14 protein-coding genes and 4 pseudogenes are annotated in these 21976 nt (G+C 31.3%); 10 read left to right on the top strand and 8 right to left on the bottom strand.

Annotation, left to right across the window (positions count from 1 at the left end; translation table 11 throughout):
• Window positions 1-68 precede the first annotated feature (68 nt).
• The 5 genes and pseudogenes from JJC03_RS13085 to JJC03_RS13065 all read right to left on the bottom strand — a co-directional run bounded on the left by JJC03_RS13085 (window position 69) and on the right by JJC03_RS13065 (window position 6144).
• A complete protein-coding gene (locus JJC03_RS13085) occupies window positions 69-956 on the bottom strand; it encodes a cbb3-type cytochrome c oxidase N-terminal domain-containing protein (protein ID WP_258931899.1) in 888 nt (295 codons plus the stop codon).
• Between the two features lie 129 nt (window positions 957-1085).
• On the bottom strand, window positions 1086-1280 hold the full coding sequence (locus JJC03_RS13080) for a CcoQ/FixQ family Cbb3-type cytochrome c oxidase assembly chaperone (protein WP_088398684.1): 195 nt from the start codon (window positions 1278-1280) through the stop codon (window positions 1086-1088).
• A gap of 6 nt (window positions 1281-1286) precedes the next feature.
• A complete protein-coding gene (ccoN, locus tag JJC03_RS13075; protein WP_088398685.1) occupies window positions 1287-3473 on the bottom strand; it encodes a cytochrome-c oxidase, cbb3-type subunit I in 2187 nt (728 codons plus the stop codon).
• Between the two features lie 2 nt (window positions 3474-3475).
• The gene (ccoS, locus tag JJC03_RS13070) at window positions 3476-3664 is read right to left on the bottom strand and encodes a cbb3-type cytochrome oxidase assembly protein CcoS (protein ID WP_088398686.1); all 189 of its coding nucleotides are present in this window, start codon (window positions 3662-3664) and stop codon (window positions 3476-3478) included.
• A gap of 105 nt (window positions 3665-3769) precedes the next feature.
• Window positions 3770-6144: pseudogene (locus JJC03_RS13065) on the bottom strand (heavy metal translocating P-type ATPase metal-binding domain-containing protein).
• Between the two features lie 106 nt (window positions 6145-6250).
• Between JJC03_RS13065 and JJC03_RS13060 the strand changes: the two are divergent.
• Complete coding sequence (locus tag JJC03_RS13060) at window positions 6251-6931, top strand: Crp/Fnr family transcriptional regulator (RefSeq protein WP_088398688.1); 681 nt, start codon at window positions 6251-6253, stop codon at window positions 6929-6931.
• Window positions 6932-7525: 594 nt separating this feature from the next.
• On the opposite strand, the gene JJC03_RS13055 is transcribed toward JJC03_RS13060, so the two are convergent.
• A complete protein-coding gene (locus JJC03_RS13055; RefSeq protein WP_235873447.1) occupies window positions 7526-9121 on the bottom strand; it encodes a T9SS type A sorting domain-containing protein in 1596 nt (531 codons plus the stop codon).
• Window positions 9079-10071, bottom strand: coding sequence for a WD40/YVTN/BNR-like repeat-containing protein (locus JJC03_RS13050; protein WP_235873446.1), 993 nt, complete (start codon window positions 10069-10071; stop codon window positions 9079-9081). Before JJC03_RS13050 ends, JJC03_RS13055 begins: the two co-directional genes overlap by 43 nt.
• A 159-nt stretch (window positions 10072-10230) precedes the next feature.
• On the opposite strand from JJC03_RS13050, the pseudogene purL reads away from it, so the two are divergent.
• The 8 genes and pseudogenes from purL (at window position 10231) to JJC03_RS13005 (ending at window position 19645) form a co-directional block, all read left to right on the top strand.
• Window positions 10231-13952: pseudogene (purL, locus tag JJC03_RS13045) on the top strand (phosphoribosylformylglycinamidine synthase).
• A gap of 9 nt (window positions 13953-13961) precedes the next feature.
• Window positions 13962-14165, top strand: a complete 204-nt coding sequence (locus JJC03_RS13040) for a WG repeat-containing protein (RefSeq protein WP_235873445.1) — start codon at window positions 13962-13964, stop codon at window positions 14163-14165.
• On the top strand, window positions 14159-15277 hold the full coding sequence (locus JJC03_RS13030) for a WG repeat-containing protein (RefSeq protein WP_508623378.1): 1119 nt from the start codon (window positions 14159-14161) through the stop codon (window positions 15275-15277). Before JJC03_RS13040 ends, JJC03_RS13030 begins: the two co-directional genes overlap by 7 nt.
• 187 nt (window positions 15278-15464) lie before the next feature.
• Window positions 15465-16051, top strand: a pseudogene (locus JJC03_RS13025) (ATPase).
• The gene (locus JJC03_RS13020) at window positions 16035-16181 is read left to right on the top strand and encodes a DUF8506 family protein (RefSeq protein ID WP_165624229.1); all 147 of its coding nucleotides are present in this window, start codon (window positions 16035-16037) and stop codon (window positions 16179-16181) included. The pseudogene JJC03_RS13025 and the gene JJC03_RS13020 overlap by 17 nt, the downstream one beginning before the upstream one ends.
• 92 nt (window positions 16182-16273) lie before the next feature.
• On the top strand, window positions 16274-17260 hold the full coding sequence (locus tag JJC03_RS13015; protein ID WP_374226232.1) for a virulence RhuM family protein: 987 nt from the start codon (window positions 16274-16276) through the stop codon (window positions 17258-17260).
• 139 nt (window positions 17261-17399) lie between these two features.
• A complete protein-coding gene (locus JJC03_RS13010) occupies window positions 17400-18206 on the top strand; it encodes a hypothetical protein (RefSeq protein WP_235873442.1) in 807 nt (268 codons plus the stop codon).
• 237 nt (window positions 18207-18443) lie between these two features.
• Window positions 18444-19645 (top strand): annotated as a pseudogene (locus tag JJC03_RS13005) (IS256 family transposase).
• Window positions 19646-20175: 530 nt separating this feature from the next.
• Here the strand turns inward: JJC03_RS13005 and JJC03_RS13000 are convergent.
• A complete protein-coding gene (locus JJC03_RS13000) occupies window positions 20176-21132 on the bottom strand; it encodes an IS110 family RNA-guided transposase (protein WP_235873441.1) in 957 nt (318 codons plus the stop codon).
• A 366-nt stretch (window positions 21133-21498) separates the two neighbouring features.
• Here JJC03_RS13000 and JJC03_RS12995 point away from each other — a divergent pair, with 366 nt between their 5' ends.
• Complete coding sequence (locus tag JJC03_RS12995; protein WP_235873440.1) at window positions 21499-21822, top strand: GIY-YIG nuclease family protein; 324 nt, start codon at window positions 21499-21501, stop codon at window positions 21820-21822.
• Window positions 21823-21976 lie beyond the last annotated feature (154 nt).

Below are 21976 nucleotides of genomic sequence, written 5' to 3'. Positions count from 1 at the left end.
GATTCCTTCTATTACATAAGAATGACAAACTACATGAGAAACTTATATTTTCTCCTTTAGTCTATTTTTTATTTAACTTTTATTGAATCTACAGTTACTGTTTCTGTTACAGGTTTAGCTGCTGATGTTCCTTCTTCCCAAAGATCTCCTTCAGGAGCTTTTCCACCAGGAGGATTGGTTCCTTGTAAACTCAATACATAACTAGCTATTTTTTGAATATCAGAAGGTTTTATCTGATCTTTCCAAGCAATCATCCCTTTACCTGCACGTCCTCCTTCCATAATAGTATTAAATACATTTTTAATACCTCCTCCTAAAATCCAATGATTATCAGTTAAGTTAGGCCCAATCGCACCTCCTCCATCTGCTTTATGACAAGCAATACAATTGGTTTGAAAGATAGTTTTTCCTGCATTAATACTTTCAGCATCTGTTAATAAAGTAACTTTTTCTTTATCCATTAAGTCTGGTGCCGTTTTTTTGTATTCTTCTACTTGCACTTTTGCTATAGCCATTTCTTTTTCAAACTCAGCGGTTTGATCATCATGTCCTAACATGTGAAAACGTACTAAGTAAATTAATGCAAAAGCAATAGTCCCGTAAAATAAATATACCCACCAAGGAGGTAAAACGTTATCTAATTCTTGAATTCCGTCATAATTATGATTCATAATTAACTCATTTTCTTCTTCAACTTTTCGAGAACGAGTTAGTTTTTGCATAATTCCTTTAAAAAACTGAGTTTCAGTAAAAGGTAAGTTATCTTCTAATTCTTTTGCTTTACGTTGTTCGTCTGTTAATAAAGTATCTAACACTTTATCTGTTGCATTAAGAACCAGCTCTACTGCTACTAATATTAACAAAAAAATTAATAGAATAACATTCAATATAGGGTATTTAATAAATGCTGGACGGTCACCCGAGTCAATAAAGAATTCCATTGCAATGAAAAACATTGCAAAAATACTGGAATTCTTACATATATAGGAAATATTTTTTTCATGTGCTTAAATTTTATTTTTTAGCAGTACATACTGATCGCTCTTTAAACTTTTAGCATTTGTCATAAATAGCGATTTAATGCTTTATAAGTTTAAAAATTCGTCTGTAGTACCTTCTGCAAAAGGTAAATTACTTAATTGATTAATCTTATCTTTCTTATAAGTAAAAACCCAAAAATATAATCCTACAAAAAAGAAGAAAAAGATTAACAATGAAATGATAGGATATATCTCAATACCTGAAATATTTTCCATAGTGTGTTTGACAAACTTTAACATAGCGTCTTAATTTTGAGAATCTTTAACCTTAATATCAGTTCCTAAACGTTGTAAATAAGCTATTAAAGCTACAATCTCACGATTTTTCATAGGAACAAACTCTTCGTTACGCATCTTTGCATTTTTTTCACTTTCTGTATAACTTTTTACAAAATCTGGATCATTTTTCAGATTAGCTTCAATTTTAGCAGATTGTTCAGCAATAGATGTTTTGGCATTTTTAATATCTTCTTGAGTATAAGGTACTCCTAATGTTTGCATTACTCCCATTTTCTTCTCAATTTGAGAATAGTCAGCTGGTTTATTATCAAATAACCATTTATATGCTGGCATAATAGATCCAGCTGATGTACTTTGGGGATCCCACATATGATTAAAATGCCAGTTATCATTATATTTTCCTCCTACTCTAAATAAATCGGGACCTGTACGTTTAGAACCCCACAAGAATGGATGATCGTATACATATTCTCCTGATTTAGAATATTCTCCATAACGTGCTACTTCTGAACGGAAAGGACGAATCATTTGTGAGTGACAGCCTACACAGCCTTCACGAATATATAAATCACGACCTTCTAGTTCTAATGGTGTATAAGGTTTTACACTTGAAATAGTTGGAATGTTTGATTTTACTACTATAGTTGGAATAATTTGTATAACACCTCCTATTAAAATTGCAATTGTAGCTAAAACTGTTAGTTGAACTGGTTTTCTTTCTAACCAAGCATGGAATTTTTCGTTTTTCAAACGATAAGGAGCAATAGTAACTAATGCCGGTGCTTCTGCTAATTCATCTTCAACTGATTGACCAGTTGCCACTGTTTTATAAGCATTATAAACCATGACTAACATTCCTAATAAGTACATTGTTCCTCCTATAGCACGAATTGCGTACATAGGCATAATTTGCGCTACTGTTTCTAGGAAGTTACCGTATACTAATGAGCCATCTGGATTAAATTGTTTCCACATAGAAGCTTGAGTAAAACCTGCTACATACATTGGTAAAGCGTACATAATAATACCTAATGTTCCTATCCAGAAATGAAAATTAGCTAATTTTTGAGAGTATAATTGTGTTTTTGTTAATCTAGGTAATAACCAATAGATGATACCGAAAGTCATAAAACCATTCCAAGCTAAAGCTCCAACGTGTACGTGTGCCACAATCCAATCAGTAAAGTGAGCAATAGCATTTACATTTTTTAATGATAACATTGGTCCTTCAAAAGTTGCCATACCATAACCAGTAAGTGCAACTACGAAGAATTTTAACACAACATCTGTACGTACTTTATCCCATACGCCTCTTAATGTCAAAAGACCATTAATCATACCTCCCCAAGAGGGCGCAATTAGCATCACTGAAAATACTACCCCTAAGTTTTGCGCCCAATCAGGTAAAGCTGTATAGAGTAAATGGTGAGGACCAGCCCAGATATATAAGAAAATTAAAGACCAAAAGTGAATAATTGATAACCTATAAGAATATACAGGTCTATTAGCAGCTTTTGGCATGAAGTAATACATTAAGCCTAAGAAAGGCGTTGTCAAGAAAAATGCAACTGCATTATGACCATACCACCATTGTACTAACGCATCTTGAACTCCTGCATAAACAGAATATGATTTTAAACCATTAACAGGTAATTCTAAACTATTAAAAATATGTAATACTGCTACTGTTACGAAAGTAGCTATATAAAACCAAATTGCTACATAAAGGTGTCTTTCTCTACGACGTAAAATAGTCATAATCATATTTATACCAAATACTACCCAAATTAGTGCTATAGCAATATCTATAGGCCATTCTAATTCAGCATATTCTTTAGAAGTCGTATAACCTAAAGGTAAAGAAATGGCTGCTGCAACAATGATTAACTGCCATCCCCAGAAATTTAAGTTCGTTAAAAAATCACTATACATTCTGGTTTTTAGTAATCGCTGAATAGAATAATAATAACCAGCAAACATTGCATTACCCACAAAAGCAAAAATTATTGCATTTGTATGCAAAGGGCGTAAACGTCCGTAGCTCAACCACGAAATACCATCTGTAATATTAGGGAATAAATACATTGTTGCTAACAATAGCCCTACTAACATACCTACTACCCCAAAAACTATGGTTGCGTATATGAACTTGTTTACAATTTTGTTGTCATAATAAAATTGTTGCATTTCCATAATTAAATTTGATTTTCTGAATTTATATTTGTTTTGGGTTTACTATTTTTTAACTCATCTTCAAATAAGATACGTACTGAAGGAGTATAATCATCGTCAAACTGACCACTTCTTACTGCTCTAATAAAAACATAAAGAAAAGTAACAGCTAGTACAATGCTAATGCAGATTAATAAATATATAATACTCATACCTTTATTTTTACATTTCAAAGTTACCTTGACTATACGGGATAAAATATGATTTTTGTCATACGATGATATTTTAAGCTTGTAATATTTTTAAAATTTAACAACTTAACTTGCTTTAGCATAATAATTACTCATTAATGTAACAAAACTCACAATAGTCACCGTACTCAAAGGCATAATAATAGCAGCCACTATAGGTAATAAGTTTCCTGTTATAGCATAACTTAATCCAATAACATTATACAAAAGTGATAGTCCGAAGCTCATGTAAATAGTTTTCATTGCATTTTTGAATAACGCATAAAAAAATCAATCTTTGAAAACTGTATTGCATCTAAAATCCCATCACAAGCAGGAGAAAATACATTTACATTTTCTGAAATAGCAATACCTATATTACTCTGAGCTAATGCTCCTGCATCATTTAATCCATCTCCCACCATCATTACATTCTTACCTTCCTTTTGAAGTTTTTCTATAAATTGTAATTTTTGTTCTGGTTTTTGATTGAAAACTAAAGTAGTTGAAGAAGGTAACATCTTTTCTAAAATCCTCCTTTCTCCATCATTATCTCCTGATAAAACTACTAATTTGTACACCTTAGATAATTTTTCAAATAATTGTTCTAATCCTTCTCTATATTGATTATTAAACACATAATTTCCTTTATATACTCCATCAACTTCTACATGTACCTTCGTTTTTTTATGTGTATTTTCACTCATATGTTGTAAAAACTGTGAGGATCCTAATTTTACTAAATGCCCATTTAATTCTGCAAAAATCCCCTTACCCGTAACTTCTTCAAAACGAGTAATTTCTATTTTTTCTTGTGTAGGAATAAAATCATACAACCTCCTACTTAGAGGATGATTAGAACCACGAAGTACGTTTTTAAGTAATTTTAATTCATCGGAATTTAATTCTGTTCCTTGGTAGCTTATAGATGTTTTCTTATTAGTTGTAATAGTACCTGTCTTATCAAAAACAATTGTATCTACCTTTGCTAATTGTTCAATAACAGTTGTATTTTTTAAATAAAACTTTTTATATCCCATTATACGCAAAACATTCCCTAATGTAAACGGTGCGGTTAAAGCTAATGCACAAGGACATGCTACAATTAGAATGGCTGTAAAAACATTAAATGCTATGGTTACTTCTTTAAATATCCAAAAACTAAAAGATATAAAAGCTAAGAATAACAAAGCAGGAGTAAAATATCTACTGATAGTATCTGTAATGGTTTTATATTTTTGTTCAATTCTTTTTTGAAAAACATCATTACTCCACAGTTGGGTTAAATAACTTTGCGAAACAGAATTAAGCACTTCTATTTCAATTACTTTACCTATCTGCTTTCCTCCTGCATATACTTTATCTCCTGATTTTTTCTTGATTGGTACAGCTTCCCCTGTAACAAAACTATAATCAATGGAAGCTTCCGAGGAAATTAATATACTATCTACAGGTATTAACTCTTGATTTCTAATTAGTAAACGATCTCCTTTTATAATATCATAAACTTGAACTGGTTCTTCTGCTCCATCAATTTTAATTTTAGTAACAGCAATAGGAAAATAAGATTTATAATCACGCTCAAAAGATAAAAAATTATACGTTTTTTGCTGAAATAATCGCCCTAATAGCATAAAGAAGATTAATCCACACATACTATCAAAAAAACCTTGTCCGTAATCAAAGATTATATCTATTGTACTTCGTACGAACATTACTATGATTCCTAAAGCAATAGGTATATCTATATTAAGCATTTTTGATTGAATACTCTTCCAAGCAGACACATAATATCCTGAAGCTGAATAAAAAAAAGGAGGTAATGATAACGCAAAAATCAACCAACGAAAGAATCCCTTGTACTGTTCTATCCAAAACTCTCCTACTTCAAAATATTCTGGAAATGATAATAACATTATATTTCCAAAAGAAAAGAAAGCAACTCCTATTTTATAAATCAGAGTTCGATCTATCTCTTGTTTTTTATTTTCATAATTTTCTAAACTAATATAAGGTTCGTAACCTATCTTACTAAGCATTTCAACAATATCCCTTAAAGTTGTCTTTTCAGGGCTATAAGCTACTCTAACTTTCTTTTGATGAAAATTAACTTGGGAACTGGTAATTCCTGCAATTAATTTTTGAAGATTTTCTAAAATCCAAATACAGGAACTACAATGTATATGAGGTATATACAAGGAAACGATATGAGTTCCTTGTTCTTCAAAATCTAATAACTTAGAAACTATTTTTTGATCATTTAAAAATTCATATTTGCCCTGAATATCAGAAGGTGTAGCACCTGGTGATTGTTCGAAATCATAATAACAGATCAAATCATTTTGACTAAAAATCTCATATACTGTTTTACAGCCCACACAGCAAAAAGACTTCTCGTCAAAAACAATTTCTTCTACTTCTACAACATCGTTTCCGCAATGAAAACAATTGATTTTATCCATAAATTAATTTGCTCTTTTTAACCTTAAACAAATTTCCTTCCTTATTTACAATTTTACTATGATATTTGTCATACTTTGAATATCTTTGAATGCTGAATTTTGTGTTATGAGCAAATGTGAACAATGTATCGTTAGGCAATTCAGTTCTTTGAAGACCCTAACAAAGGACGAATTATTACGAATGGCCGAATGCAAAACGTCATACACCATTAAAAAAGGTGAACCTATCTTTGAAGAAGGTGAAATGACTAATGGGGTCTTTTGTATAAAAGATGGCGTTTGCAAAATGACCAAACTGAGTACTAATGGTAAAGACCAAATTGTAAAACTCGTAAAAGCGGGTGAACTTTTAGGTCAGCGATCTATGATTAGCGAAGAGCCTGCTAACTTAAGTGCAGTTGCTCTAGAAGACATGGAGGTTTGTTTTGTACCCAAAAGCGAAATTTTAAAATTCTTCAATCAGAACAATCAGTTTTCTATGAATGTAATGAAAACAATTTGTGGTGATTTAAAAGAAGCCGATGATCATATGGTATCAATGGCTCAAAAAAGTGTAAAAGAGCGTTTAGCCGAAACTCTTATTTACCTAGAAGAAACTTTTGGAAATAATGAAGACGGATCATTACGCATTCAACTATCACGTGAAGAATTAGCTGGAATGATTGGTACAGCCACTGAAAGCTGCATTAGACTTCTTTCTGAATTAAACAAACAAGAATTAATCAGTATATCAGGAAAAAAAATAGCAATTAAAAACAAAAATCAATTACGAAAAATGGCTGAATAAGTATAAAAGCAATTATTTGGATGTGTACTCTATTCTTGCTTTTACAAATTAGATTTAGAAAACTACGATTTTTCTAAAATCTAAACTTATGATCTCATAAAAAATCCTTGAACTTAAAAAACATCATCACCTTATAACTTAATCTCTTTTTTTTAAATGTTTTTAAACAAAATTCATTTGAGGCTTACATTACAAACCTCATCACACTAGTAAACATACTACCTACCTTTCTTTTATATATTATTTCCTGATAATATTTCAAAACATCATCCTGATAAATCCTATTACAGACAGATAACAAACTCTTAGAAATCAAAACCTATTAACTAATACTTAATAAAAAATAAAAACCCTATTTTTATTTTACTCAAAATAGGGCTTTAAAATAATCATATAAAAAGACCAATAGTATATTAATCCTTTAAGTCATTCTTAGTAACTGTATAAAATTCATTAGTTAAAAACCTCCTAAAAGTAAAACAAACATACCGTTTGTCACCCCTACTTAAGGAAGAGTCTAATAATTAACATCACGCAACTCCTCCCTCTAATTGAAATGAAATATACTGCCTTTTACAAAACAGTCTCTTCTTTTTATTTTATCAAAATCTTTTTTCGAATAGTATATTGATCTGATTTAATATCTAACAAATAAATTCCCTTAGGGTTATCTGAAATATTAATTTCATCATAAGGGGTTAATGAATTAAATGTTTTTTCAAAAACCACCTTTCCTGTAATATCATATATCGCCATTTTTAAAGGCTCATTTATATTTATATTCACGTTTAATTTAAAAATACCATTAGAAGGATTAGGATAAACATTTACTTTATTCTTATCTGACTCATATTCTTCTACCGCTAATGTACCACTTGGTAAAGCCACTCTCCATATCCCTCTTCCATAAGTAGAAGCAGTCAAATTATTTTCCGAAACATTAATTTTTAATTCAGTTACTCTAACTCTAGGCAAACCATTATTAAAAAGACTCCAAGAATTTGATTCTTCATCAAAATAATACACCCCTAAACTTGTTCCTACATAAACTGAATTTTTTTGATTCCCTTGTGCTGCTAAACAATAAATAGGCGAATTAGGAAAATTAAAAGTTATGTCTGCCCATGTTTTTCCCGAATCTGCTGTTTTATAAATCCTAGAAGCATATACTATATAAAAAATATCAGGATTAACTGGATTAAATTCAATAACCGATAAAGTTCTAAATAAACTTCGAGTAGTAGGAAGGGTCAATACTTTTGGAACTAATTTCCCTAAATCATCTCGTTCTTCATCTGTATAAATTAATTCATCAAAAGCAGGTCTAGCAGCACTTTTTCTGTAATACAATACTCTGTTAGGGTGTAATGGATTAACTTTCATATTTCTTATATTATTCCCATTAGAATTAGCTGTTACTGACTTCCATGATCTATATTCCAGTTGCTCAACCTCTTTCCATCCTCCATAAATATTTCCTGTATTTGAAATTTCAAGAGGAGTAACCCACTCTCCCTTTGAATGACTTACAATAAAAGAACCTTGTTTTTTTGAGTTAAAATTATACTCATACAAGCCCCCTCCATTCTGTGTAAAACCATAAGCTAAATGAGGCATTAAAGGATTTATTGCAGCATCCATACCATCTGCTCCATAAAAATTAGCCCAGCTATCATTATCAGATGTAAAGCCTCCATTATCTTGCAATCCGCCCACTAATCTAGAGTTAGTCAATGGTGACGTATCCATCTTATAAAACTGACTTATTTGCAAACCTCCTGTCCTATTAGTAAAAGTATTTGCTGCATCTTTAGAAATATAAATACCTCCATCCGAACATACATATACATTAGACCCCACCGTCCTTATGTTATGTATATCAGCATGTGTATATCTTGGACTAGAAATACCATTCCAAGAATTCAACTTAACAAATGTAACACCTCCATCATTTGAGTTCCATAAATTAAGACATCCTGTATAAATCAAATCTTTATTAGTTTGTGATGCAGCAAATGCTAAATCATAATAACTCTGATAACTTTCTAAAATATCAGTCGTATCATTTTTAAGCACAAAATTTTCTCCAGAATCAACTGATAAATAAATACCTTTAAATCCATTTAAATTACCAGAAGTATTAGCTCCTAACAAGTATAAATAATTAGGATCAGCTTGGGTAGTTGCCATAAGCATTTTTTTAACTTCAACAAAAGTTTTTTTATTTCCCAAGTTATCCCATTATCAATACTTTTATAAATAAAACTATCAGCTCCAGATGAGTTAGAAGCATATACTATATTAGGATCCGTAGGATGAAATGCTAATTGATAAACAATTTCAGAATTAGAAGTTTGTCTAAAAGTAAGTCCTCCATCTTCTGAACGATATATACCTAAATCAGTACCTACTATTACAACATTACTATTATTAGGATTTACCAATATTGATCTTCCATAACGCACATCCAATCCCCCTATTTTTCTCCAAGTTTCACCTCCATCATTTGATTTATAAAGACCGCCAAAAGGCATATCTCTTCCATCTGCATCACCTGTCATTGCATATAGTATATTAGTATTATTTGGATCTATAGCTAATCCTGAAATGGCTATTGATTCTATAAAATCAGTTTTAGGAGACCAATTTAAACCTCCATCTATAGATTTCCAAACTCCTCCAGCAGCTGCGCCTATATAAATTATATTTTCATCATTAGGATCTGTAACAGAACAGTTCACCCTACCTTGCCCTGTACTCCATGATCCTTTATTTGTATAAGTAAAAGGACCTGCTGGTGTCCATAAATTATTTAAGGTTTTTCTATAAACCTTATCATTAAAACTAGCCATTCCTTTAAATTCAGCTATCATTTTATTAGTATCATATGAATTAGGCAAATAACCATTTTCATCTACCTCAAAACTCATAATATACTTCCATCTCTGATACACTTTCCACCCACTTCCTTTAACATCAATATCTCTATTTTTAAAAGATTCTTCAACAAGTCTATTAATTTCATCAAATTTAATTGCCTTATTTTCAATTGACTTATATAATTTTTGATCAAAAATAAAAGATTGTGAATAAAAACTGATTTTTAAAAACAGTAAAGCTATTATTAAATAATTTTTCATGTTTTGTTTATTTTTTCTTACAAAGTACCTAAAAACATAATGTGTGTTTCAAAAAAAAACGATGAAATGCAAAAAAGACTTTCAACTGTTTGAAAAAATCTTATTTCTTTTTAAAAAGTAAGTAGTACATTTGCAGCGACAAACACAACAACACATACAATGATTCATTTTTTTGGTAACTCAACCAACACTGTATTTGCACTACAAACGCAAAACGAATTATCGACGGAAGACATCAATAAATTAAACTGGCTATTTGGCAACGCACATAAAATAGAAAAATCCGTACTTGCGGATTTTTTTGTTGGACCTCGTGCCGCTATGGTAACTCCTTGGAGTACAAACGCCGTTGAAATTACTCAAAATATGGGAATTACTGGAATTGTTCGTATTGAAGAATTCCAAAAAGTAACTCCTGATTTTACCGATTTTGATCCGATGTTATCTCAAAAATACGCGGAATTAAATCAAGATATTTACACTATCAATATCACTCCTGAAGCTATTTTAGAAATTGAAGATATTGAAGCCTACAACAAACAAGAAGGTTTGGCATTAAGTCCTGAAGAGGTTGACTACTTAAATAATCTTTCTACAAAATTAGGGCGACAATTAACCGACTCAGAGGTATTTGCTTTCTCACAGGCGAATTCAGAACACTGCCGTCACAAAATTTTTAATGGTACTTTTGTTATTGATGGCGAAGAACAACCTACTTCCCTATTCAAATTAATTAAGAAAACATCAGAAACAAATCCTAACGAAATTGTTTCAGCATATAAAGATAATGTTGCTTTTATAAAAGGACCAAAAGCGGTTCAGTTTGCACCAAAAAGTGCTGATAAACCTGATTTCTATCAAGAAACAGCATTCGAATCGGTTTTATCCTTAAAAGCAGAAACACATAATTTCCCAACAACTGTAGAGCCTTTCAACGGTGCTGCTACAGGTTCAGGAGGTGAAATTCGTGACCGTTTAGCAGGTGGACAAGGTTCATTACCTTTGGCAGGAACTGCAGTATATATGACTTCTTACTCTCGTTTGAACGACGAACGTCCTTGGGAAAAAGGAATGGACGAAAGAAAATGGTTATACCAAACACCTATGGATATTTTAATCAAAGCTTCTAATGGAGCTTCTGATTTTGGTAATAAATTTGGTCAACCTTTAATCACAGGTTCTGTATTAACATTTGAACACGAAGAAGAAGGTCGTAAAATAGGTTACGACAAAGTGATTATGCAAGCAGGTGGTGTGGGTTATGGCAAATTAGAACAAGCTAAAAAACACGAACCACAAGCAGGTGACAAAATTGTTATTTTAGGTGGTGAAAATTATAGAATTGGTATGGGTGGTGCTGCGGTATCATCGGCAGATACAGGAGCTTTTGGTTCAGGTATTGAGTTAAATGCCATTCAACGTTCGAATCCAGAAATGCAAAAACGTGCGGCTAATGCTATTCGTGGTTTAGTAGAAAGTGATAACAATCCTATCGTTTCCATTCACGATCACGGTGCAGGTGGACACTTAAACTGTTTGTCAGAATTAGTAGAAGCTACTGGAGGACTTATCGATTTAGACAAATTACCAGTGGGTGACCCTACCCTATCAGCTAAAGAAATTATTGGTAACGAATCGCAAGAAAGAATGGGATTAGTGATTGGTGAAAAAGACATCGATACTTTAAATCGCATTGCAGAACGTGAACGCGCGCCTATGTACACTGTAGGAGAGGTAACCAATGACCATCGTTTTACATTCGAATCGAAAACTACAGGTGTAAAACCTATGGATTATGCTTTAGAAGATTTCTTTGGCAGTTCACCCAAAACCATAATGACCGATACGAAAGTAAATCGTGATTATACAAATCCTGACTATTCAGCGACCGAAATACCCAACTACTTAAACCAAGTATTACAGTTAGAAGCGGTTGCTTGTAAAGACTGGTTAACTAACAAAGTAGACCGTTGTGTAGGCGGACGCGTAGCCAAACAACAATGTGCCGGTCCGTTACAATTGCCTTTAAACAATGTTGGGGTAATGGCTTTAGACTATAAAGGAAAAGAAGGTATTGCAACCACTATAGGACACGCTCCTATTGCTGCACTTGTAGATCCGGTGGCAGGTTCAAGAAACGCTATTGGAGAAGCTTTATCTAATTTAGTTTGGGCACCTTTAAAAGACGGATTACAATCGGTTTCTTTATCGGCTAACTGGATGTGGGCTTGTAAAAACGAAGGGGAAGACGCTCGTTTATATGATGCTGTAAAAGGTTGTTCAGATTTTGCTATCGAATTAGGTATCAATATCCCTACAGGAAAAGATTCCTTATCGATGAAACAAAAATATCCTAATGATGAAGTAATTGCTCCAGGTACCGTAATTATTTCGGCAATAGGAAATTGTACCAATATTACTAAAGTGGTGGAGCCTGTTTTACAACCCAGCGGTGGAAACATTTACTACATCAACTTATCACAAGATAATTTTAAATTAGGTGGTAGTTCATTTAACCAAATTTTAAATAAAATAGGAAATGAAGTACCAAGCATCAAAAATGCAGCTTATTTCAAAAAAGCATTCAATACTTTACAAGAATTAATCAAAGAGCGTAAAATTAAAGCAGGACACGATGTAGGAAGTGGTGGTTTAATCACAACTTTATTAGAAATGTGTTTCAGCCCCCTAGCCCCCAAAGGGGGAACTGGCAACTTCGCCGAAACAGGAATGCAATTAAACTTTGATGAAGTTATTGCGAAATGGGGAACGAAAAAGATTTAGTGGAATTCTTATTTTCAGAAAATATTGGTGTGGTTGTACAACCTGCCAATAATGAAGAATTTGAAAGCTATTTAAATGATAAAGAAGTTGAATTCTTTAATTTAGGTGTAGTTACCGATTTAGGCAAATTAGAGTTCGCCGAATGGAAATTAGATGTTCCTACATTAAGAGATACTTGGTATAAAACCTCATTCCTTTTAGATTCGAAACAATCTAAAAACGGAATGGCACAAGAGAGATACAATAATTACAAAAATCAACCTTTACAGTTTACATTCCCAGAAAACTTCAACGGTAGCCTCACCCCCAACCCCTCTCCAAAGGAGAAGGGAGTTAGAGAGGGGGCTCCTAAAGCAGCCATCATCCGTGAAAAAGGAAGTAACTCAGAGCGTGAAATGGCCAATGCGATGTACTTAGCTGGTTTTGATGTAAAAGATGTGCATATGACCGACTTGATTTCGGGTCGTGAAACCTTAGAAGACATTCAATTCATTGGTGCTGTAGGTGGATTCTCTAACTCAGACGTATTAGGTTCTGCAAAAGGTTGGGCTGGTGCTTTCTTATACAACGAAAAAGCAAATACCGCTTTACAAAACTTCTTTAAGAGAGAAGACACCTTATCAGTTGGTATTTGTAATGGTTGTCAGTTATTTATGGAACTAGAATTGATTAATCCAGAACACGAAGTTCACGGAAAAATGCATCATAACACTTCTAACAAACACGAAAGTGGTTTTACCTCTGTAAAAATTCAAAAAAACCACTCGGTGATGCTTTCTACTTTAGAAGGAGCGACACTAGGCGTTTGGATTTCGCACGGAGAAGGAAAATTCAAATTGCCTTACAACGAAGATAAATACAACATTGTAGCAAAATATGGTTATGAAGGCTACCCTGCTAACCCTAATGGATCAGACTTTAACACGGCTATGCTATGTGACAATACAGGTCGTCATTTAGTAATGATGCCGCATATAGAACGTTCTATCTTCCCTTGGAACTGGGCAAACTACCCAGACCGCGGACAAAAAGACGAAGTTTCTCCTTGGTTAGAAGCTTTTGTCAATGCTAGAAAATGGATTGATAATCAGAAATAATTTTAATAAATGAAATTCTTAATTTTAATAATAAGTTTGACTTCATTTTGTTATGCGCAAACAAATAACCATTATATCCTGTTTAATAAAGAAGACGATAAAATGGGATTAATTAATGAAAATGGAAAAGTACTTTTAGATTCAGAGTACGACTACATAGGAATTAGCAATGGAAATTTTATTGTAAAAAAAATGAAAAATATGGAATATTAAATTCCTCTTTAACACAAATAATACCTTTCATTTATCAAAATATAGAAAGCGAAGAGATAATAAATAATTATTTATATCTAACAGTTAGCCCTTCTAAAAAAAATAATCTTTTTATTGCTACAAAAGGAAATAAATATGGCATAATTAACGATCAAAATAAAAATTTAATTCCTTTCAAATATGAAAGAATAGAAAAATTTCAGGATGGTTTTATCTTTACTAAGAATTCTAAAGTGGGCTTTATTGATAAAAACTTAAAAATAATAATTAAAGAAGAATTTGAGGATATAAATAGATATGCCAACTCACCAAATAACTGTTGGATAGTTAAAATGAAAGGAAAGTGGGGGTTAATTAATGAAAAATCTGATTTTATAATTAAACCTATTTACGAATCATTAGAATTTAATCAAAATCAGGATTTACTAATATATAGTCGATTCGAAGGAAGGTATGGAATAATGGATATAAACGAGAATATCTTGCTTGATGAAATTCAATGCAAATTCATCAAAAGTGAGAATAATTACTTCCGTATATATCATGATTACAACAACCTTTCTATATCACAAATTATTACTAAAAACGATTTGAGCTCAAAGTTTGAATTAGGTGAAACTCTAAAATTTTCTGATATAAGAGGAAACATTAATAAAGGGTTAATTGCAGTACAAAAAAAAGGAAAATATGGTTTTATAAATAATGATGGAAAACTTATAATACCTTATGAATTCGAAGGAGCATATAGCTCAATTGACACATTATCAGCACCAGTATTAAAAAATGGAAAATGGGGCTTTATCAATTCAAAAAATGAACTTTTGATAGACTTCAAATTCACTGGAAATGTGTACCCTTTTGAAAATGGTATTGCAGAATATAGTTTTAATCCTAATCAATCGAAACAAGGTTACAACTGGAATAAGAATGGCTTAATAAACTTACAGGGAAATCTTATAGCTGAACCTATATACGAAGGAATAAAATTTTTATTTCAGGATAGAGCAATTATTCTGGAAAAAGGCATCCATTATTTATTTGATTTAAAAAATAAAATTAAGCTTTTTAGATTAGACTCCTTAGAAGAAGATCAATTAGAAAGAAATAATTAGAATTGTAAGAAAATCAGATATTTTTGATATTAATACAATATCAATAATTCCTTACTACCCAGATCGCGGGCAAAAGACGAATTTTCTCCTTGGCTATAAGCTTTTGTCAATGCTAGAAAATGGATTGATAATCAAAATAAATAATACGGAAGCGACTCGGAAGGGTCGCTTTTTTTATATTTGCATAATGAAGGAAAAGAATCTTTACATTATTTCAGGTTGTAATGGTGCAGGTAAAACAACTGCTTCATTTACTATATTACCAGAAATTTTAGATTGCAAAGAATTTGTAAATGCTGACGAAATAGCTAAAGGTCTTTCTCCATTTCAACCTGAAAAAGTAGCTTTTGAAGCTGGTAGAATTATGCTTCATCGAATAAATGAATTGCTGATACAAAATGAAAGTTTTGCATTTGAGACTACACTGGCTACAAAAAGTTATAAAAACAAAATAATCGAAGCTAAAAACAAAGATTATAATGTAACTTTACTCTTCTTTTGGTTAAAAACACCTGAATTAGCCAAAGAAAGAGTCAAAACTAGAGTAAAAGAGGGTGGTCACAACATTCCTGAAGAGGTTATTGAGAGAAGATACATCAAAGGTATAGTGAATTTAATCGATATTTATTTACCTATTGTTGAACAAGTTCTTATATTTGATAATTCAGAAGGAAATCATCATTTGATTGCTGAAAAATCGAATAATGAAGAATTAAATGTAATAGATGAAAAAAATTCAAACAAATAAAAAATATTTATGACCACAGAAGCTAAAATAGAACGCCGTGATAAAATCATAAAAGGTTTAGCTATAGCTTACCAAAAAATGTTAGAATTTAAAAAGATACATAATAGTGAACTCGTTATTATGAAAGAAGACAAAATCGTCAAGATTAAGTTATAAAAGATAATAGAAGCGACTCGGAAGGGTCGCTTTTTTGTTAGGATTTTTATATTTGATAGGAGCTATAAAACACAAACTACTCTAAAATTAGAATGGAACAAAATATAATCATTTACAATACCTCTGATGGTAAAACCAAAGTAAGTTTATATGCCAAAGATGGATCTATATGGATGAATCAAACACAGCTTGCAGAACTTTTTGACACCTCTATACCTAACATAAGTATGCACATATCTAATATACTGAAAGAAGGAGAGTTAGAAGCAAATTCAGTTGTTAAGAATTACTTAACAACTGCTTCCGATGGGAAACAATATGAAGTAGCCTTCTATAGTCTGGATATGATTTTAGCCATAGGTTTTAGAGTAAGAAGCAAAAGAGGTACACAATTTAGAATTTGGGCAAACCAAAATCTTAAAGAATATATGATTAAGGGATTTATAATGGACGATGAACGCCTTAAAAATCCTGATGGAAGACCTGATCATTTTGATGAATTACTCGAAAGAATTCGGGACATACGAACATCTGAAAAACGATTTTACCAAAAAATGAAGGACTTATTAGCATTGAGTAGTGATTATGACGCTACTGATAAAGCTACACAGATGTTTTTTGCTGAAACTCAAAACAAACTTTTGTACGCTGTAACTAAACAAACTGCTGCCGAACTTATTGTAGCACGAGCTAATCCCGATGCCCCAAATATGGCACTTACCTCTTGGCAAGGAACGAAAGTAAGAAAGCAAGATATTATAATTGCAAAAAACTATTTAAATCACGATGAAATAGACACATTAAACCGACTAACAGTAATTTTTCTTGAAACCGCCGAACTAAGAGTTAAAGATAAAAAAGATATCACCCTTACTTTTTGGAAAGAAAATGTTGATAGAATTTTGCTCTTTAACGATAAAGAAATACTAAAATCTTCTGGTTCTATCTCTCATAAACAAATGGAAGAACAAGTAAAACTAGTATATGAACAATTTGATAAAAACAGAAAAGAATATGAAGCAAAACAAGCCGACCTTGAAGACTTGAAATTACTAGAAGATAAAATAAAAAGGAAGTGAGTTTAGAAAATCGAAGACTTCACAAAAGCTAGAAAATGGATTGACAATCAAAATAAATAATACGGAAGCGACTCGAAAGGGTCACTTTTTTGTTAGGATTTTTTATCTTTAAACAATTATCAAATAACAAATCTTTTTTATGAAAATCATTAAAATCATATTAACTGTATTAATATTTTCAAGCTGTAAAAATAATTTCAAAGAAAAAGAAATTTTAAAAGAATCCTTATCCACTGAGGAAAATATAGAAAATAAAGGAAAAATGAAACCTGCCCTATATATTCACGGTAATGATGAAGCAATTCCTAATCTTAAAAATTTAAAAGACAGCTTTGTTATTATTATAGATACAACCAAAATTCCAAAAAATTATGTTTCCGCAGAAGAAATGTATGAAATAAAACGTTCAAAAACCCTAGATACTTCAGATTTAAACTGGACAGAAGATTGGGAAAAATTAACAGCAAAGCAAAAAAAACAAGCAATAAATTCAGAAAAAAATTTAAGTAGAAATCAAGCTACTTTTTTACACAAAGCTAATAACAGCAAAGAAAACAGACAAGTATGGATAATAAACAATACAAATAATTCAGTTTCTATTCCTATGCAAGACTATTTATTTATATGTGTTTTGGAGGCAAAAGATAAAAGAGGTTTATGGAAGCCTATTGAATATTGGAGATTTAGTGATTGCGGAAATAGCTATTATGAGAAAATATTTAGAGCTAAATCATCCAATTCTTTTATTACTAAAATTCCTAATTCAGGAAATTACAAAACTATTCTTCGATTCAAATTATTAGGAAAAAACAAATTCTATTATTCCAACGAATTTCAAGGTAAAATAGATTATTTACAATTTATTGAAAACACAAATGACTTTGACGAAAGAAGAGGAAAAAAACAACCTCACTACAAACTAGATTCATTAATAAATATATCATAATACTACTGTATGAGAATCTCAGTCGTGCTTTTAGAACTGTAAAGCTCAATAAAGAATTTTTATAAAGGACTAGTAATTGGAAAACAGATTAGCATAATATCTATATCAAATTAATTTTCACCAGGCAGTATAACACAAACTGTGTAAGTTAAAAAGTTATTCTGAAAAATTAGCTCGCTTAAAAGAGCTAAAATTTTTCGGAAATAACTTTTTAACGTTTTATATATTTACATAGTTATGATAGACAAAGAAGACTTATTAAACAACAAGGATTTTTTTAAATCCTTTAAAAATGGAGAAGATTTATCTTCCTTTTTTAAGCAAATGCATAAACGAGCAGTAGAACACATGCTCAATGCCGAACTAGATGCTCACTTAGATACCGAAAAACATCAAAAAACCTCTGACGGCAATTATCGTAATGGTCATGGAACCAAGAAGATTAAGACTTCCTTTGGAGAAGATCAAATTAAAGTCCCAAGAGATAGAGAAGGTAGTTTTGAACCTGTTTTAGTCCCTAAAAGACATAATATTATTGATGGTTTAGAGAATGTTATCATTTCATTTTATGCTAAAGGAATGAGTGTTAGTGATATTGAAGAGCAAATCAAAGAAATGTATAATTTTGACATTTCAACTTCTACCATTTCAAGAATTACTAATGCAGTAGCAAGTGAGATAGTAACCTGGCAAAACAGACCATTAGATGAAGTTTACTTAATTGTTTGGATGGATGGAATTGTTTTCAAAGTTCGTGAAAACTCAAAAGTAATCAATAAAACTATCTATTTAGCAGTAGGACTTAATCATGAAGGACGAAAAGAAGTTCTTGGTATGTGGTTAGGTAAGAATGAAAGTTCAAGCTTCTGGATGAGTGTTTTAACCGATTTAAAAGCCCGCGGAGTGGAAGATATTTTAATAACGGCTACCGATAATTTAAACGGATTTACTCAAACCATACGTTCTGTTTTTCCTGAATCACAAACACAGATTTGTGTGGTTCACCAAATAAGAAATGCTTGTAGATATGTCGTATGGAAAGATAAAAAGCAATTTACAACCGACATGAAACTAGTCTATACAGCACCAACAAAACAAGCCGCCGAGTTAGCTCTAGAAGATTTTGCTCAAAAATGGGAATCTAAATATGGATATGCTATCAAATCTTGGAGGGAAAATTGGGACGAATTAACCATCTTTTTGACTTCCCGTTAGAAATCCGCAAAATCATTTATACCACAAATTTAATTGAAAATCTTAATGGGAAAATTCGCAAGTACACCAAAAACAAAATGTCGTTTCCAACAGATGAGGCGGTAATAAAATCGGTTTACCTTGCCTTAAAAGAAGCAACTAAAAAATGGTCGATGCCAATACAAAATTGGGGTATTGTTTTAAACCAATTTAATCTTATATTTGAAAAAAGGCTCAGATTATAAAATCCAAGCCTAAACTTTTTAACTTACACACTTTGTAGGATAGTGTCTTTCACCAGCATACTCTCGGCTAGCTAGAGGACAGAAAGACGAAGTTTCTCCTTGGCTAGAAGCTTTTGTCAATGCTAGAAAAGGATTGACAATCAAAATAAATAATAAGGAAGCGACTCGAAAGGGAAGCTTTTTTAATGACCGTTTTGTAAAAATATCACTCAACATTTGTCATTCCTGAAGCAGGAGGAATCACATTATCTTGCTCTCGTTATGTGATTTCTCCTTCGTCGAAATGACAGAGAACCGCTTAATTATTCTTAACTTAATGACATTGAGCTTTCAGGGCTCCCTTTGGTCGAAATTGTAAAGAATGTATAAACTTTTAAGCGGAAGAAATCACTCTAGTGTTTGTCATTCCGACGCAGGAGGAATCACATAAAGTCAGTCCTGTTATGAATAACCAAGAGCTATAGATTATGTGATTTCTCCCTTTGGTCGAAATGAACTGTGTTAATTTGCAAATTTATTTTAGTTTATTTTCAATGAATAATATTCTTTTTTGTAGCAATAGCAAAAGCTTGTTTTAATAATTTATTTACAACAGCTATTAAAGCGAGCTTTTTTGACTTTCCTTTTTCCACTAATCGGTCATATAAATCTTTGCACACCTTGTTGCATCTTTTGGCAGACCAAGCACAAACATAAAGCATAGCTCGTATCTTACTCATTCCCATTTTACAAATTTTAGACCTCCCTTTTACACTAGTACCCGATTCAAATATCCTTGGAGAGATTCCAACATAAGATGCTAATTGTTTATGGTTTTTGAATTTTGAAAAACCACCAGAAATTACAATTAAAAATAAAGATGTTTTCTTTCCTAATCCAGGTATGCTTTGTAATTGTTCAAACATTTCCTGATGATATTTTTTAATAATAATCTCCATTTTAATTTCAATTTCCGCAATTTCTTGCTCTATTTTTATTAGAACAGATTTTAAACTTTTATCGACAATTAAACTCTTGTTAGAACTATGATTAAAAGCTTCCATTTGTCTTATAAATCCAGTCCTATTTTTGTTTAATTGCTCTAAAAATGCTTGCATTTGTTTTAATTCTAAAACATAATCAGCATCTGCTTCCCATAAGGCTGGTTTTTCAGTTTTACCATATTCTGCAATTAACATCGCATCTTTTTTATCCGTTTTAGTTCTTGAGATTCGCATTTGTGAAAATCTTCTAATCACTAAAGGATTTATAACACAAACATCAATTTTTTTAGCTGACAAAAAAGTAGCTAACTTTAAATAATATGAACCACTTGCTTCCATAACACAAATAGATTCCGAACTATTTAAAACATCTAATAGTAAAAGAAAACCTTCTTGGTTGTTAGAAAATTTATAATACTTATACTTGTCTTTAGAGTTATAAATAGCAACATCAAAACTCAATTTAGAAATATCTATTCCAACATAATTTTTACTTTTTTTCATACATTTGCTATTAAGGAAATTAAAGTAAACGGAAGAAAACTGCTTAAGACTTATCAATCCTAAATACGATCTTTATGACCAATGAACTGTTCAAGTTCAAAAGCAGAGAGAGAAAGGAACTAGCATTGCGAACAGTCTCAATGACCAATGACAAAATTTAGCTTTTATCTTTCTCTTTCTTCTGTTGAAAATAAATTTACAAAATCTTCTAATCACTAACTTATACAAACATAGGATGACAAACTGTGCGAAGAAATATTAAATCCAAAAATTTAGTATTTTTGATACTCAAATAAGTAAGATACTTTCTACAAATTAAACTTTTAGAATTCTTACATCGAATAAAAAATTAATAAACATCTCAAAATGGATCCATTTAATCCTCAAAGAGGTTTTCATTCATATTATGTTTACATACTAACAAATGATTATCGATCTACCTTTTACATAGGAATGACGAATAATTTAAAACTTAGAATTGAACAACACAAACTTAGTATTCAAAATGAAAATAAAACATTTGTTGCTAAATACAACCTGAAACACTTGGTTTATTACCAAAAATTTACTTGGGTTGAAGAAGCAATTGCAAGAGAAAAAGAATTAAAAAAATGGAGTAGAGATAAAAAATTAAATTTAATTAAAGAATTTAATCCTAATTTTAATTTCTTAAATCATCATTTTGAATAAGTCATATCTTAATTTTAAGATTTATACCTAACAAAAGCCTCAAACCTTTAAAATTAGCATAGAAAAAATCAGAGGCTGTCCTAAAAGTAAAAAATCAACACACAGTTTGTCATTCCGACGCAGGAGGAATCACATAAAGTGAATCCTGTCACGA

Origin of the sequence: Flavobacterium oreochromis (assembly GCF_019565455.1) — a bacterium.
Taxonomy (GTDB): domain Bacteria; phylum Bacteroidota; class Bacteroidia; order Flavobacteriales; family Flavobacteriaceae; genus Flavobacterium; species Flavobacterium oreochromis.
This window is presented reverse-complemented; position numbering and strand designations above follow the sequence as displayed.

What these genes read in the sequence shown, in the direction of transcription:
- JJC03_RS13010 (WP_235873442.1), top strand. Translation starts at nt 17,400, where the DNA reads ATGAAAATCATTAAAATCATATTAACTGTATTAATATTTTCAAGCTGT.
- JJC03_RS13000 (WP_235873441.1), bottom strand. Translation starts at nt 21,132, where the DNA reads ATGAAAAAAAGTAAAAATTATGTTGGAATAGATATTTCTAAATTGAGT.
- JJC03_RS13085 (WP_258931899.1), bottom strand. Translation starts at nt 956, where the DNA reads ATGTTTTTCATTGCAATGGAATTCTTTATTGACTCGGGTGACCGTCCA.
- ccoN (WP_088398685.1), bottom strand. Translation starts at nt 3,473, where the DNA reads ATGGAAATGCAACAATTTTATTATGACAACAAAATTGTAAACAAGTTC.
- JJC03_RS13020 (WP_165624229.1), top strand. Translation starts at nt 16,035, where the DNA reads ATGACCACAGAAGCTAAAATAGAACGCCGTGATAAAATCATAAAAGGT.
- JJC03_RS13015 (WP_374226232.1), top strand. Translation starts at nt 16,274, where the DNA reads ATGGAACAAAATATAATCATTTACAATACCTCTGATGGTAAAACCAAA.
- JJC03_RS13040 (WP_235873445.1), top strand. Translation starts at nt 13,962, where the DNA reads ATGAAATTCTTAATTTTAATAATAAGTTTGACTTCATTTTGTTATGCG.
- JJC03_RS13080 (WP_088398684.1), bottom strand. Translation starts at nt 1,280, where the DNA reads ATGTTAAAGTTTGTCAAACACACTATGGAAAATATTTCAGGTATTGAG.
- ccoS (WP_088398686.1), bottom strand. Translation starts at nt 3,664, where the DNA reads ATGAGTATTATATATTTATTAATCTGCATTAGCATTGTACTAGCTGTT.
- JJC03_RS13055 (WP_235873447.1), bottom strand. Translation starts at nt 9,121, where the DNA reads ATGGCAACTACCCAAGCTGATCCTAATTATTTATACTTGTTAGGAGCT.
- JJC03_RS13050 (WP_235873446.1), bottom strand. Translation starts at nt 10,071, where the DNA reads ATGAAAAATTATTTAATAATAGCTTTACTGTTTTTAAAAATCAGTTTT.
- JJC03_RS13060 (WP_088398688.1), top strand. Translation starts at nt 6,251, where the DNA reads ATGAGCAAATGTGAACAATGTATCGTTAGGCAATTCAGTTCTTTGAAG.
- JJC03_RS12995 (WP_235873440.1), top strand. Translation starts at nt 21,499, where the DNA reads ATGGATCCATTTAATCCTCAAAGAGGTTTTCATTCATATTATGTTTAC.